Annotated in this window: 6 protein-coding genes; all 6 read right to left on the reverse strand. The window is 40.7% G+C overall.

The annotated features are described in order from the left end of the window. Positions 1-48: 48 nt before the first annotated feature. The 6 genes from GY23_RS18545 to GY23_RS05750 all read right to left on the reverse strand — a co-directional run bounded on the left by GY23_RS18545 (position 49) and on the right by GY23_RS05750 (position 15,586). Positions 49-6,426 carry a S8 family serine peptidase gene (locus tag GY23_RS18545; protein WP_075618272.1) on the reverse strand — a complete coding sequence of 2,126 codons (6,378 nt, stop codon included), beginning with the start codon at positions 6,424-6,426 and terminating at the stop codon, positions 49-51. Between the two features lie 537 nt (positions 6,427-6,963). After that, the gene (gene acpS, locus GY23_RS05730) at positions 6,964-7,344 is read right to left on the reverse strand and encodes a holo-ACP synthase (protein ID WP_075618273.1); all 381 of its coding nucleotides are present in this window, start codon (positions 7,342-7,344) and stop codon (positions 6,964-6,966) included. Positions 7,345-7,381: 37 nt separating this feature from the next. Further along, a complete protein-coding gene (locus tag GY23_RS05735) occupies positions 7,382-9,829 on the reverse strand; it encodes a beta-ketoacyl-[acyl-carrier-protein] synthase family protein (protein WP_075618274.1) in 2,448 nt (815 codons plus the stop codon). An 18-nt stretch (positions 9,830-9,847) separates the two neighbouring features. Beyond that, positions 9,848-10,969, reverse strand: coding sequence for a glycine cleavage T C-terminal barrel domain-containing protein (locus tag GY23_RS05740; RefSeq protein ID WP_075618275.1), 1,122 nt, complete (start codon positions 10,967-10,969; stop codon positions 9,848-9,850). Continuing rightward, on the reverse strand, positions 10,966-12,309 hold the full coding sequence (locus tag GY23_RS05745) for a DUF6365 family protein (protein WP_075618276.1): 1,344 nt from the start codon (positions 12,307-12,309) through the stop codon (positions 10,966-10,968). Before GY23_RS05745 ends, GY23_RS05740 begins: the two co-directional genes overlap by 4 nt. A 19-nt stretch (positions 12,310-12,328) precedes the next feature. After that, positions 12,329-15,586 carry a GNAT family N-acetyltransferase gene (locus GY23_RS05750; RefSeq protein WP_075618277.1) on the reverse strand — a complete coding sequence of 1,086 codons (3,258 nt, stop codon included), beginning with the start codon at positions 15,584-15,586 and terminating at the stop codon, positions 12,329-12,331. Positions 15,587-15,596 lie beyond the last annotated feature (10 nt).

Below are 15,596 nucleotides of genomic sequence, written 5' to 3' on the forward strand. Positions count from 1 at the left end.
CTGTCCACGAAAAAAGAGCCGAAACGATTTCGGCTCTTTTCCCCATTACTATTTCAGTAGTTCAAGTTTGTCCAATGCACGATACAGCATAACTGCTGCTTCAGCACGTGTTGCATTGTTCTTAGGATTGAACTGACCTTCATTCCCTAGAATTACACCAAGTGCAGTTGCTTTGTAGACGGATTCAATGGCAAATGCACCAATTGAACCATGGTCCTTAAAGTTAGCTGGTGTTTCAAGGTTGTCAAGTTTTGCTTTGTTTTGGTATTCAACTGCTCGTACGACCATCGCAGCAATTTCTTCTCGTTTGATTGGAGCGTCCGGATTGAATGAACCATCCGTTGTTCCGTTAACGATTCCTGCTTTAGCAGCAGCTTCAATGGCAGCGAATGCCCACTTCTTGCTTGTGTTGACGTCATTAAACGTACCTTCATAAGCATTTAATGGAAGGTTTAGTGCACGGGCAAGCAATACAGCGAACTCGGCACGTGTAATTTGTGCGTTTGGTGCAAAGTTAGTTTCAGTTTTCCCTTGGATAATTCCTTTCGCTGCAAGAATATTAATCTCTTTTTTAGCGAAAATATTTGTAATATCCGAGAATACTGGTGGTGTTACTGGTTTAGGGTCCACTGGTTTTGGATCTACTGGTGGGTTCACGATAACAGGATCTGCCACTGACACATTGACAGTCACAGTTTTACCGCCGTAAGAAACAGTGATAGTTGTCGTACCTTTTGCTTTCGCAGTCACTAAACCTTTCGTGACGGTTACCACTTTTGGATCTGTTACTGTATAAGTCGCTTCTTTCGTTACGTCTTTTTCAGTTGGTTCCCCATCTTTAGCTGTTGTTATTTCTTTAACTGTCAGCTGGGATGTAAACCCTGTTGTTAAGCTAACTGTTGTTTTGTCTACTGAAAGTGATTTTACTGGTTCAGGAGTCGATTCCACAACTGTTACCTTCACTTCGACAGTATTACCGTCTAGTCTAATGGAGACGGTAGCAGTACCTACACCTTTAGCTGTAATCAGGCCTCTGTCTACGTTTACGACTTGACCATTTTCAAACGAGTAATGCACTTCATCCGTAACATCAGTTGTTACAGGATCTTTGCCTTCTTCTTTCACTGTTTTGAATACAGTGATTTGTTCAGTTTCGCCTACCTTCAGGCTGACATTTTCCTTGTCTACCGATAAAGTTACTTTTGGATCTGGAGTCGGGTCTTTTACTGTTACATAAACTGTTACTTCATTGCCACCGTAGGAAACGGTAATAGAAGTGGAACCTTCTCCAACAGCATCTAAGTAACCTTTACTTGCTAATACCACATTTTCATCCGCCACAGTATACGTAGCTTTTGCAGTCACGTCTTCAGTTGTTGCTTCACCTTCATAAGGTGTTGTTGTTTGCGTAACGGTAACTTTTGCCATATCACCTGTTGTTAAATCAAATAGTGATTGATTAACAGAAAGTGTGACAACCGGTTCTGGAATCGGATCTGTCACGGTTACTTTCACAGTCAATTCATGACCGCCGTAAGAAACGGTAACATTTGTTGAACCTGCAGACACTGCTGTAACCACGCCTTTATTAACAGTTGCTACTTCTTCGTTCGCCACAGTGTACGTAGCTTCAGTTGTTACGTCTTTGTTTGTTGCTTCACCATTATAAGGTTTTGTTGTTTGTGTAACCGTAAGGCTTGCTGTGTCACCTGCTGTCAGATCAAGTGTTGCTTGGTCAACAGAAAGTGATACCACTGGTGCCGGAATGACGGTTACTTCTACAGTCACTTCGTTTCCACCATATGAAACAGTGATGGTTGTTGAACCTGCAGATACTGCTGTAACCACGCCTTTATTCACAGTTGCTACTTCTTCGTTCGCCACAGTGTACGTAGCTTCAGTTGTTACGTCTTTGTTTGTTGCTTCACCATTATAAGGTTTTGTTGTTTGTGTAACAGTAAGTTTCGCTGTGTCACCTGCTGTCAGATCAAGTGTTGCTTGGTCAACAGAAAGTGATACTCCTGGTACCGGAATTACGGTTACTTCTACAGTCACTTTGTTTCCACCGTATGAAACAGTGATGGTTGTTGAACCTGCAGACACTGCCGTAACCACGCCTTTATTCACAGTTGCTACTTCTTCGTTCGCCACAGTGTACGTAGCTTCAGTTGTTACGTCTTTGTTTGTTGCTTCACCATTATAAGGTTTAGTTGTTTGTGTAACCGTGAGGCTTGCTTTGTCACCTGCTGTCAGATCAAGTGTTGCTTGGTCAACAGAAAGTGATACCACTGGTGCCGGAATGACGGTTACTTCTACAGTCACTTTGTTTCCACCGTATGAAACAGTGATCGTAGTTGAACCTGCAGACACTGCCGTAACCACGCCTTTATTTACGGTTGCTACTTCTTCATCGGCAACTGTATAGGTAGCTAAAGCAGTCACGTTTTCTTTAGTCGCTTCCTCTTTATGAGGTGTTGTTGTTTGTGTTACTGTAAGATTTGCTGTATCTCCTGCTGTCAAATCAAGTTCTGTTTGGTCGACAGATAGAGTGACAACATCAGGGATCGCCACAGTTTCTACTGTGTATTCCTTAAGTGCCGTGTTACCTGCAATGTCTTGAACAACGACAGATACGATATATTTTTGACCTTTTTCAAGATTCGTTAAATTGATGGAGTATGAACCATCCGCACCAATTGTGAATATACCTTCATCAACTGTTGTATTTTCTCTGTCCTGAACGACATATTTTGCTTTAAGATAGTTATTCACGTCGAAGTTCACGACTTTGAAATGCTGTTCCAAAGGTGCCTTGAAGTCAAAGAACTGATCGGTTACTTTTCCTTTCATTGCATATTCAGGACCTTCTACGTCTGTAGCACTTCTACCCGTAATGACAGGCACCGCCGTTTTCACGAACATAGGCTGGATTGTTGCGTCCAAGGCAGGTTTCCCGGTGCCCGTTCCATTCAATCTAAATCCATACACGCCGTTTTTCAATGGTCCTTTTGCAAAAGTATAGGCACTTGTATAACTCCCATCGAAAGTACCCGATTTTGATAAGGACTTTGTGGTATCAAACAAAATATCACCGATATATCCCCCTGGTTTCGGAGTGTTGGTGTATTTCTGTGGATCCAAAACGTAAAGTGTCATAATATCGCGCGTTTCTTTTAAGTTAAATGACCAATTCGCCGTATCATTGATCCCGTCCCCATTTGGAGAAATCGCGATGCTACTGAAACCAAATGAATTGACATATGGATTGGTTGCAATCGGTTCAGATGGTATCGGAGGAAGCGGTGTTACTTTGATTGGTTGTCGTGGCTCGACAACACCTAAGATTAATTTTTCACTAACATTACCTGACGCATCTTCAACACGGATTGTAATAGAGTCTTTTTCAGCATCCAATGACCCTACAGGAATTGCGAACGAACCATTCTGAGCCAATTTGAATGATACACGTGGTTTGGCAACCCCATTTTTAGTAATTACATAGGAAGCCTTCAACTTTTCATTCAAATCATAGCTAAGAGAATAATTAGCCAACGCTGCATTATAGTCGATATACTTATCGGTTACCTGTCCTGTTACCTGTCCACTTGCAACAGAGCCAGCGATAGCAGGTTTGGTAGTCTTGACGACAATAGGTCCGACAAAGTCACCGATGCTAGCTGGATTGCCTGATACCGGTATTGCCGAGAAGTCCATTGTGTATAGTCCATCCGGAATGGTCGTTGTCGGAGCAGACCCCCATGGCTTGTACTGCCCTTTAATCGGTAGCGTATAAGAACCCGTAGCTAAAGTAGTACCTGCATATACATATCCAATGTATCCATCTTTGTAGAACCCACCGGTAGGATTATTGATGTCCCAAAGTTCGACGTAGGTTGTTTTAACATCACCTTTTAGTGTGAATGAAAGCACCGCTTCATCCTGCACTCCATCGCCATCGAATGACAAGTCGGTTTGAGTAATGTTCATGTTCGTGACTTCTGTTAAAGGTTTTCCGTTAAAGTCTGCCGCGAATGGTAAAGACAGGTCTTTGCCACCTACAGACGTGATGTGGATGTAACCTAAAATTTCATCACCTGCTTTGGTCGCCGTATTTTTCGAAGCCGTCAATGTTACGTTCAACAGTTGCTCGCCATTTAACGTGAATGAAGATTTATCAACCGTCAGTTTTGCATCGGCAAACGGTTTTGTCACCTCAATTGTTACGTTGTAGTCTCCACCGAGACCTTTCAGATCTTTGACAAGAATCTGTTTCTTCACTGAAATATTTTCAGCTAGTGGCTGTGGACCGAATGTGACAGTTCCTTTCAGGTTTTCCACGATTGCCCCTGTTGCATCGCGCTTCGCTGTATCAAGAGCGTAAGCTAGAACACCTGAATGTGCTGCAGCATAGGCATCTACGCGTCCAGCACCTTGGGAAAAGACATCGTATTTCGTTGTATCAAGTATTTTTGCTGTATTGGATAATGCCACTTTTACGTCAAAAGCGCTCCAAGTTGGGTTTGCCTGTTTGACAAGTGCAGCAATTGCCGCGATATGTGGCGTTGCCATAGATGTTCCAGTGTAGCGATCATATGCTGCCGCATAAGATGCGTTCGGGAAATCCGCTCCGTACATCGCAATCGATGACATGATGTTCGTACCAGGTGCCGTGACATCCGGTTTGATATCGAAGTTCGGAGTGGATGGACCACGTGAACTTGAGCTGTTGACATCGTCACCCAAAGTCGAAGTGGATGCAAAGTTTCCGAATGTCACTTTTCCAGCTCCGCTTTGCAATGCTGTACGCATCGCTTGTCCGTCTGTTTGAGACAGGTCAAACGTCGGAAGGAACCCGAATGAATCACCTAGGAAAGTGCCCGATGGATTCGGTGCATTCGTTCCACCAGCTATGTTGTGGATGATAACCCCTGCTGCCCCATTTGCTTTTGCAAAGGCGATCTTGTCTACAAATGCAATATCACCACGTGCAACTAGGACGATTTTTCCAGTCACATTTAGACCATTATAGTTCGTTGCTGAACCGCTACCTGGAACAGCTATCAAATCAAATTCACCTTGAAGTTGCGTTGCTACATTTTTTCCGAAAGTTGTACCCATCAAGTTCAGTTGTTTAGAAAGTGAATAACTGCCAACAGTAACATTCACTTTTCCATTATGCATCGTTTCAGGATTCGTCGAGTTACCGACCGCGATTCCTAAACGTGAACTCCCAGGTGTTCCCAATGTTCCACGGTTAGGACCAGAGTTCCCTGTCGCTAAAACAGAAATCGTCCCAGCCATCATGGCGTTGTTGATGGCAAAAGATCCACTGTCTGTTTCCGTGTTCGTTCCCCCACCAAGTGATAGGTTGATGACGTCCATTTTTTGTATTACAGCGTGTTCAATAGCAGCGATGATGCCTGAAGTAGCGCCACTGCCGTAAGCACCGAGTACTCGGTATGCATAAAGTTCTACTTTAGGTGCAATCCCGCTGATTCCGTATTCGTTCGCTCCAATTGCAGCAATCGTTCCCGCTACGTGCGTACCGTGTGATGTGTAGAATGAACTGCCGTTTGTGTTGAATTCCGGTGTACCTGCTGGACGATCAAGTGGCGATGTCTCAGAAGGATCATTATCGGCACGTGGTCGAGCATACGTAGTTCCAGTGTGGGGAACAAAGTTTTTACCGCCTTTGTAGACACCCTGAAATTCCGGATGGTTCATGTCAATCCCCGTATCGATTACAGCAACCTTGATGCCTTGTCCTTTATAGCCTTCATCCCATAGTTTTTTGATTCCCAGGAATGATAGGCTTGTATTCATTGCCGCTTCAATTTGATCATCCTTTATCAATTTCGATGATGTGGTTGGAGCAGGTGATTTCGAATCTTCCAATGCGTAGACCGTTGTGTCAGGTTCAACTAACGTAACGCCTTCTATTGAAAGGATTTTTTCTAGGTCATCCGCTTTTACAGTCGCTGAAAAACCGTTCAGTACTGTATTGAATGTATGACCTTGTTTCAAAGAGATTCCTTTTGTCGTGAATTCTTTTTTGACAAAAGCCTGCTGAGCTTGTACATTCTCTTTCACTTTTTCTGCTTGAGCAGTCGTGAATTTTTTACCTGCCAGCTCCGCGATTCCTTTTTCGAGAGCTACCGGTTTTTCAGACAGGTGAATGATGACTGAAATTTCTTCACTACCTGATACCCCTTGCAGCTCTTTATGCAGCTTGGATCCGCCTTCCAACATGCTAACTTGCTCAGCAATGGCTGCTTTCAGTTGCATCGTGCTCTCACTTTGACCATTCGGCTTGAATGGTTCTACTTGGTTCTCGTTTGCAGATGCCGAGAATGGCGTCAACAACGAAAGAACCATAACGAAAGCTAGAAAACTACTGAAATACTTCTTAAAATAAAGTCTCTTCAACTTTCATTTCCCCTTTTTCTTGGTATTATCGGACTAATGCAAATAGTGCGATAATACCGATTATACAGAAGTTTAATAGAATATAAAGTGCTATTCAGAAAATTTTTATTTATTAGTTTAGTTCTATTTTTCGTCTTTGTGACCATAGTATTTTGGAATAGAAGATTGGATTTGGACTTTTTTCAAACTGACGAGCAGTCTATTTAAAGTTTTTCAAACACTTACTGGTCACGAATACTAACGCTTAGCGGGTGTTTTTGTGAATAAGTGAAGGAATTTTGACTGAGCGTTGGCTCAGTTGTAAAAATGGAGGGTCACGTAGGAAGAATGGGGTGTGATGTAGGAAAAAAATGAGTTCACGTAGGAATAAACGACCTTCACGTAGGAAACACCTTTTTCCACAAAGGAGAGGCAACAGAAAACTATCATTTTAATAATTTGTAAGTATGGATAATAATAAAAGGCGGCATTTCGTTCTATTTTGAACGAAATGCCGCTTCTTTTACTTACTTTATTCAACTAATTCAGACACATGCATCATGATTCGATAATTACAAACGCACTGGCATTATTTTCAGTATGTGTAATGGTAAGGTGGTAAATGGTGTTTTCAGGATACAATGCTCTTACTTTATCGGACAAGACTAAATCGGGTTTCCCAAGAGAATCACAACTAATTTCGATATCCTTTAGGTTTACCTGTTTTCCGATGCCAGTACCAACTGCTTTGGCAAGGGCTTCTTTTGCTGCAAATCGACCTGATAACCATTCCATCTTTCTTTTTTCTGAGTCCAGTCGGTGAAATTCTTTGAATTCCTTTACAGTTAGGATCCGTTTAACAAAGCCAATGGATCTTCTATTATAAGCTTTACTAATTCGTTGGATTTCAACTAAATCGGTTCCAATTCCTAGAATCATATTTACCCCCATTAAACATTTCTACTGGTGTTTCTTCCTATTTATATTGACCGACAACGAGTGAATTGTAATTGCCACCGTAAGCAAACGAGCTGATGACAGCATTCTTAACACTAGTTTTGCGTTTTTCTGTTACTAAGTCCAGATCGATTTTAGTATTTGGTTTAGTTAAGTTTTGAATGGAAGGAATCGAACCTTTAAATGCTAATATGGCACTCAATATGCCTATTGCACCAGCCGTTCCATGGGTTTCTCCAAACACTGACTTTGGTGCACTTACCGGTATTTGATTTCCGAAAACCTCTGACAAGACGTTTGATTCAACTAAATCAAATGCTTTATGTCCACTGGCAGCTGAAGCAACATAATCTACCTCACTCGTAGATATTCCGGCTTCTTCCAATGCGTCTTCAAAGGATTGTTTCCACGCTTCCCCTTTTGTATCAATTCGACCGATTCTAGTATTGTCACTCGTCATACCAAAACCTTTAATTTCTGAAAGGATTTCTACTCCACGAGCCTTAGCAGATTCATCACTTTCAAGGATAAATGCTACGCTACCTGAGCCAAGCACAATTCCATTTGATTCCTCATCGTAGGGTTTCGGTTTATCCTTTGTTAAGTAACCAGGTATCCGGTCCATTCCTGCTAACATGGGTTCATTGAACTCATCCGAAGAAACCACCACTACTTGTTGGCAAATTCCTTGTTGAATCAGGCTATTCGCATAGAAAAGCGCATTTATAGAAGACACGCCCCCTGCACAAATCGTAGATGTAGAGCCTTTTAATTTGAAATTCAGCCCAATATGGCCAGCTGCTGCGTTCATTACTGTGTTTGGAAATAGACGTGCATTTGCTTTTTGAGCACCTTCGGAAATAACGACACGATTAAAAGCTTCAACCGTTTCAATCGGACCCGTGCCAGTTGCAAAAATTAAGCCAATTTCTTCACTATTATCACGCGTGATTTTTAAACTTGAATTCTTGATTGCCATATTAGTAGCCACAGCCGCCTGTTTACTAATTGAATCCATTTTGCGAAGTAGTTTAGGATTCACAAACTTTCCGTACTTCATTTCCGGGATAATGCCTGCTTCGGTAAACCCATAGCTACTGGCATCAAATTCCTTGATTTCGGAAAGACCACTTTCCCCGTTTTCAAGTAATGAATAAATATCTTCTACATTTTCGGCATTCCCTGCTATCGCACCAATTCCAGTTATAACGATCCTTTTTTTATCAAACTCTACGACTGGTTTTTCATTTTCAGTGTGAGCACCAATCATAATCGTTGCGTTGTTACCACCAAATGCAAATGAGTTGGATAACACCAAATTGAGATCTGCTTTACGTGATTCATTTGGAACAAAGTCTAAATCAAATTGGGCACTTTCCGCTTTGAAATTGATCGTTGGTGGGATGATGCCGTTTTTTATTGCTAGAACACTGGTCACTGCTTCAGCCGCTCCAGCTGCCCCAAGCATATGTCCAATCATTGATTTGGTTGAAGAAATAGGTGGTGAATATTCCTTTAACAACGAACGCATTGCTTTAGGTTCTGATGAATCATTGGCAGGAGTGCCTGTCCCATGCCCATTTATGTAGGAAATATCTTTCGGCTCGTAACCCGCTTGTTTTAGGACATTTTTCATCGATTGAAGTGCACCCGATCCTGCTGGGTCTGGGGCAGTCTGATGGTAACAATCGGCTGACATCGAATAGTCCATCACTTCTGCAAGGATCTCTGCACCTCGATTTTTAGCGTAGTCCAGTCTTTCAAGAACCAAGAAAGCTGCCCCTTCACCGATGTTAACCCCATTACTTTCACTATACGGGGAACACACACCATCACATAAAGCTTGTAGACTGTTGAACCCACTAAGTGATAGTTTGGTTAATGGATCTACTCCCCCTGCTAACATCACATCTGCTTTTCCAGAACGAATGGTATCCAGTGCATATCCGATAGAGTTTGTTCCCGCTGCACAAGCATTCGATATGATGCTTTTATGTCCTTTTATTCCGAGATCACTTGCCACATTGTCTGCTGGTACATGGATCGGATATTTATAAAGGAGTGAACGGTCTGAGTTTTCAATTCCTTTATTAATCCACTGCTCATGGAATTGTTCACCGCTAAGTATGCCACCTAGTGACGTTCCTAAAATGAGACCAACACGATAGGCATCGGTTTTCTTGAAGTCGATTTTTGCTGATGCCACAGCTTCACGAGCTGCGAGGACAGCGAACTGCCCCGCTCGATCAAATTGCAATAGTTCTCTTTTCGAAAAATGTTCTGTAGGGTTAAAATCTGCTACTTCTCCACCAAAGCCAGTAGTCAGGTCAGACATATCTATTTCTTTAACCAACTTAATCCCACTCTTACCCTCGACAATATTCGTCCAGAAATCTTCCACTTTTTTTCCGTTTGCACAGATAATGCCGATGCCTGTTACTACAACTTGATATTTTTTGTATTGCATACTATTTCCCCCCTCTTACTAAACGATTTTAATTCCCCATGATTTCGGTGTAATGTAAGGTGAAGAGGCTGTTTTGATATCTACTCTGTTGCCTGTTTCACTACTCATGGCGCCCATTTCCAAGCCTGATACGACAAATTCGTCATTGACCAGTGCCAATCCTAATTTCTTACCAAGAGAATAGCTGTACTCAACTTGGACAACTGAGCCGATATTTTCATTTTCAACTAGGATGGTATCGCCAATTGTCAAGGTCTCTTTTTCATCAAATACAAACCCAACAAGTCGTCGTTCTACAGGCTGTTCTTTTAATTGATCGATTGCTTCCTTAGCTAAAAACTCTTCTTTTTCGAAACTAATCAACCATTCTAAACAAGATTCAAAGATCGATAGATGATTGACTTCAAATTCAACATTTGGCTGTCTTACCTCTAACATCGCGATATTAATTGCCTGCGTGCCAACAGGTTGAACCGTAAATTGGTCGTCACTTTGTGTTAATAAAAAACTCCAAATTTTCAATGCGGATACCGTCGGTAGAAACACTTTATATCCATATTCACCAGTAACTCCTGTACGCGCAAAAATCAATTTCTCATCGTTCCAAGTTGTTTCCACAAATGATTGGAATGGTAAGGAAGAAATATCAAAATCAATAAGTGGTTGTCCAAGTTTCCAAGCATATGGACCTTCAAAAGCAATCGCAGATAATGTATTACTAACGTCTTCGATCACGATTTCATCACTGTCGTTATTCTTACTTAAAAATTCATATACTTCATTACGTTTAGCAACAGATGTTTCAATCAATAGGTAATCTTCCTGTTTATAAAGAGTAACTAAATCAACAACTTGACCTTCTTCATTTAAAATTAGGCTGAATGCCGTTTTTTCAATATCCAAATACTCAATATCAAATGACAGTAAGTTGTTTACAAATTCAACATGTTCGTCACCGGTCACCTTGAATTTCCCGTTAGCCGAATAGTCGATTAGCGCGACCTGATTCCGGATTACATTGTACTCAGATTCCACGTCACTATATGAACCTACTACCTCATAACCACCCTTATTTAAAATGTTTGAGAAGTCTTTTACACTTTGAGTCAAGATCTCTGTATTTGCATTCTCTGTTATCATCTTGAAATCCCTGCTTTCTGTTTTTGGTTTAGTATGAACTCTAGCATCTCAGTGGCATCAGGCGTTTTGAGAATCATGTCAATATACGTCTGTTGCTTGTCATGAACTTGTTGTTTCGTCTTTTCCGCGTATAGTAATCGATGAATCATTTCACCTGTTTGACGAATATTGAAGATCTCGGAAACATCGATTGCTTCCATAAGCGGATTGTTCGTTAACAGTGGTTTCAACTCTTCTACCCAGCCGTTAGGAAAAGTTAAAAATGGGTAAATCCCTGTTGGTAAAACCTTGGTCCACTTCTCTAAAATGGACGCTCGTCCTTCGTGTTCTTCCCACTCATCTGGGAAAACAGTTTCACCATGTTCATCCGTGTAAACTTTGGTGTTCACTAAGCTAAGCACGGGAACGTAGCCAAATAATGCCTTAGCCATAGAACAGGACGTAATATTATCTGTGATAAAAAGATCACAAGAGAATAATAAATCTTCATATTCATCTAAGTTCATAAAAGGCATTCCAACAAACTCGATCATCGAATTTTCGGCATTTCTAATAAAACTGTTCTCTGGAGCGATTCCGACAATTATTACTTTAGAAGGGAGCTCGTGTACTTCCAAATAACATTCAATCAATTGCTGAATGAAGAATTCATAACTATAGTTTTTATTTGTATATAGTTTAGCTTCCATCAATCGCATTTTGACAAATAAACTTGCCCATGCTGCTTTTGAAACCATCACTAATTTATCTTGTGGAGAAGTACACCCAAACCGGGTACGCATCGATTCTTTTACTGTTTCTTCTATATAAAAGGGTTCCTTGTAGAGAGTAACCGGCTGAATCCTTTCATTCTTAATGCGCGGGTCATTGATCGGACACGTGCGAATTACCTTCATCGATTCAGGGATTTCTCTTAAAAGAACCTTTGCTTTACTACCGATTCTAGATTTTTCAGTAGAGGCTTCATGGAATAACTGGTTTGTTAATACTTTGGCGTCTACCCCTAAATGTAAGGAGTCAATGGTAGCTGTTGGTATGCCTAAATTCATGACATAATCCAGGTCAATTAAAGGTGATTCCAAATCAAGGTTATGGTAATCTGCTACAATGATCGCATTTGGTTTGAATTCGTCTACCAGTTCTTTAATAGCCGTTGTTTGCATCGTATTCTTCTTTAATGGAGTGGCTTCAACTCCTGAGTTTAATGCGTAGTCGATATGATTTTTGCTCGTTAAAAAGTGAGTCTTAATCCCGTTTGATTCCAACTGCCTTGATAAATAGATGGCATTGTGTAACTCCCCAATACTAAATTGGCTGGGGGCGATAAATAGTACCTTCATTTACTCCCTCCTCTCAGTTCTAGTTGATGTACTTCAACGCCTCATTTAACGTACGGCTAACAGCCACATAAATCGAAAATTGACGATTCTTCATTTCACTCTTTTTCAGTCGTTGTAAAAAAGATAATTGAAAGCCTTTGTCTGGCCATTCAGACATGACAAATTGCAAATCTTGTTCATTTCCCCAAATAGATATATAGAAGTTATTGCCTAAATCCAAAACTGCTTTTGACTCATTTGAATGGAAGTTGCGTCTTGTTTTTGATTCTTTAAGTGTTTTCTCCCCTAAAGAATTCCAGTAATACAGCTGGCGTTCTTTGCCGAATTTATTCCAAAAAGCGTGCAAGGCAAAGTTTTCAATTTTAGAGATTTGATGATTGTCTGAAAAAGTTACATCTATTTTTACTAGCGGCGTGTTTGGTAGAGTCAAGTAATCGATGGTATAATCCAACGTACTGCAACGAACCCCTTGCCAAACTTTCTCATGCTTTTCAGTACTTTTAATTTCACTGCAAGTAAATGTATCGAGATCACCTTGATGAAAAACAATTCCTTTATCTATGTTCACCTCATGTGTTAGCTTGTGTGGATGGATTCCAGCAGGTGTCGACGTATTTTGACCATAAGACTTTAATGCAGGAAAATGTGAACTCACGAGATTTTTGGATTCATATTTCAAACTTGTCAATGATGCTTGAAGATCAGCTGAAATCTCAAACTCGAGACACCCATTATTAACTGAATAGACAGGGATGTTCTTTTTTTCTGTTCGTTCGATCTTTACTTTTGCAAGTTGATCCACAATGTGAAAATGAAAGTGTTTAGAAATGACAATCCCTTTTGCTTCATTTGTAAACGTAATCGTTCCAACAATTCTCTTCTTATCTGTCTCGATTTCAATTGGAAAAGAATGAACAACAGGATGTTGTGATGTGAATTTTTCTACTGTTTTCATTTCATGAATGTGTAGATCCGGAATATTCATCTCCAATTGTCCGGTTAAGCCGCTAGCATGTTGAGTATCCAAGTTAACTAGTAATGAAAGTGATTCCCCGTTCATTACTACGTCAGGATTATTCACCTGAATTGTTGCTCTGCCTATGTAGTCCCGATTAATTTCTTTAACGCCACCCAAGGATTTCCATACTCGTTCAACTTCATTTCCCCCAGCATAACCAACCGTATAATAATGAGTGGCATCTGGCGTCATAGTCGTCGTTAGCTTTTCTGCTATTTTCAAACTCTGTTTTTTGAGTGAATCATCAACATTGATCAGTCCAAACAACGAGTTTGCTGTTGGTGTTTGTATGGTCCTTTCTTGCGACAGGCGATTAAAAACAACGGAAGGCATCCAGCGTAATCCATATAAAATCGATTCTTCTTCCCCTTCCCAAATTAAACCGACTGCCAGCTCTTTATTTTCAAATGAACTCCACGGCATCGAGTAGGCATTCGGATCACTAGGATAATCTTGATCACGCATATATTCAAAATCATTTGTAAGGAATGGGAAGTCTTCATATACAAAAGTGTCTTTAACGGAACCTGCCTTAAACGGGATTGTGACTACAGCTTCTTGTAATGTGCACCAAGGAGTGATTTTCAAGAGTTTCCCTTCACCAAGTGCAAAGTCTTCTATTTTTACCAACCCATCGCTGCCAAGCAAACATTTTCGCACTACGTTTAGTTGGTTATCTTTAATTTCTATCACTATCAGCACATTTACTTCACTTGGTTCAACTACGATTAATTTTCGGTTTGTCATACGCTTGACCGTTCCTCTAAACGGGGAACCTAAATCGGGCCAGGCTTCTTCCACCAATTGTTTTCCTGTCGTTCGCTCAATCACACGCAAGCCGCCAGTTTTGTGATTCATTTCCACTCGTATTCGAAGATTTTCCAAGTAAGAGTGATCATGACTACTAAACCGTATTGTAGAAAGAGACGTTAATACCGGTATTTTTATTTCTGTCGATCTTATTTTTTCTCGATTGCTGTTATATAGAGAAACCTCAGCTTTACTAATGCCGTGTTGCGAACAAGTTAGTTTAAGTGGAAGTAATATCCCTTCATGTCCATCTATTGAAATTGGGTTGAATTCAACCGCATCATCCAATCTCATCACGGAACGGTCAATTGGCAACATACGTATATATCCCTGAAATGGCTCAGACGTATTGTTCTTGATTTTCAAATCAATCGTTGCAGGTCTATCACGATTAATGGACGTCATTTCGTTTAATGAAAGTTCAATTGGGATCGTTGCCTTAAATCCGTAATGGAACGTAAATGCACATTCGCCAAACCGTATACTGGTTTGTAAGGAACTACTATCTTCCATTTGAGAAGAAATTATCGTCTTTTCTTCCCAGCTAATCGATTCACCGGGGTCTAGTAATCGTCTTTTCTTCCCATTTTTATAGGAAAGTGATGTCTTTCCCATGTGTGTGTTAAAGGTTACTAATACTCTCCGATCCAGTCGATTTTCATATTCAAATCGAAGAGTTACTTCTTGCCCCACATTTAGTTGCTGCCCCTCTAGGATATAGCTACAAAAACGAAACCGTGGATCCTCCATCATGGCGACTTTTTCCGTCATTAAATCCATCCAGCATGAGATGATGTCATCTCCGAATTTCATTTCGTATTGATAGGTTTCCATGCCATTGATGTCAAACGTATCGCTGTCGAATGAACGGATATCCTTTGCACTGACTAAACTTCTCCAGCCGCTTTCAACTAAAGAATCATCCAATTCTTCAACCTTATAGCCAGTTTTCAGGAAATTGATGATCAGTGGAAGGTAACTCCGTAATTCCAAATAGCCGTCATAGTCAATATACGATTGCTTATTTCGAATGAAACCGACACGCTTATAGAGCGGTAAAGCAGCTGAATTTGTTGGATCAACATCAACATCGATGTACTTATATCCCAATTCGGTTAATTGTTTAATAGAATCCGAAAAAAATTTCCCCGGTAAAGGTCCATTACGAAATTGGGGGTGAATCAAAAATTTACTTCCCCACACGGAGTCAGGGCCTGCCGCTTTTTGTCCACAGTACTTTGAAAACAGCATCGTCCCGATAATTTTCTCTTCATACTCCAAGCACAGGAACAAAATAATCTCGGTGTGAGCAAACAATCCACGGATATCACTTTCTTTTATTGGGTATCCAGCTGTCACTGGGCCATATCCAAACTTATTAAATAAACTTGAAATTTGCCCTGCATCTTCTATCAAACACTTGCGAATTTTAACTTTACCTAGCTCCATAATGGATAAC

The sequence above is a fragment of the Paenisporosarcina indica genome (assembly GCF_001939075.1).
Lineage (GTDB): Bacteria > Bacillota > Bacilli > Bacillales_A > Planococcaceae > Paenisporosarcina > Paenisporosarcina indica.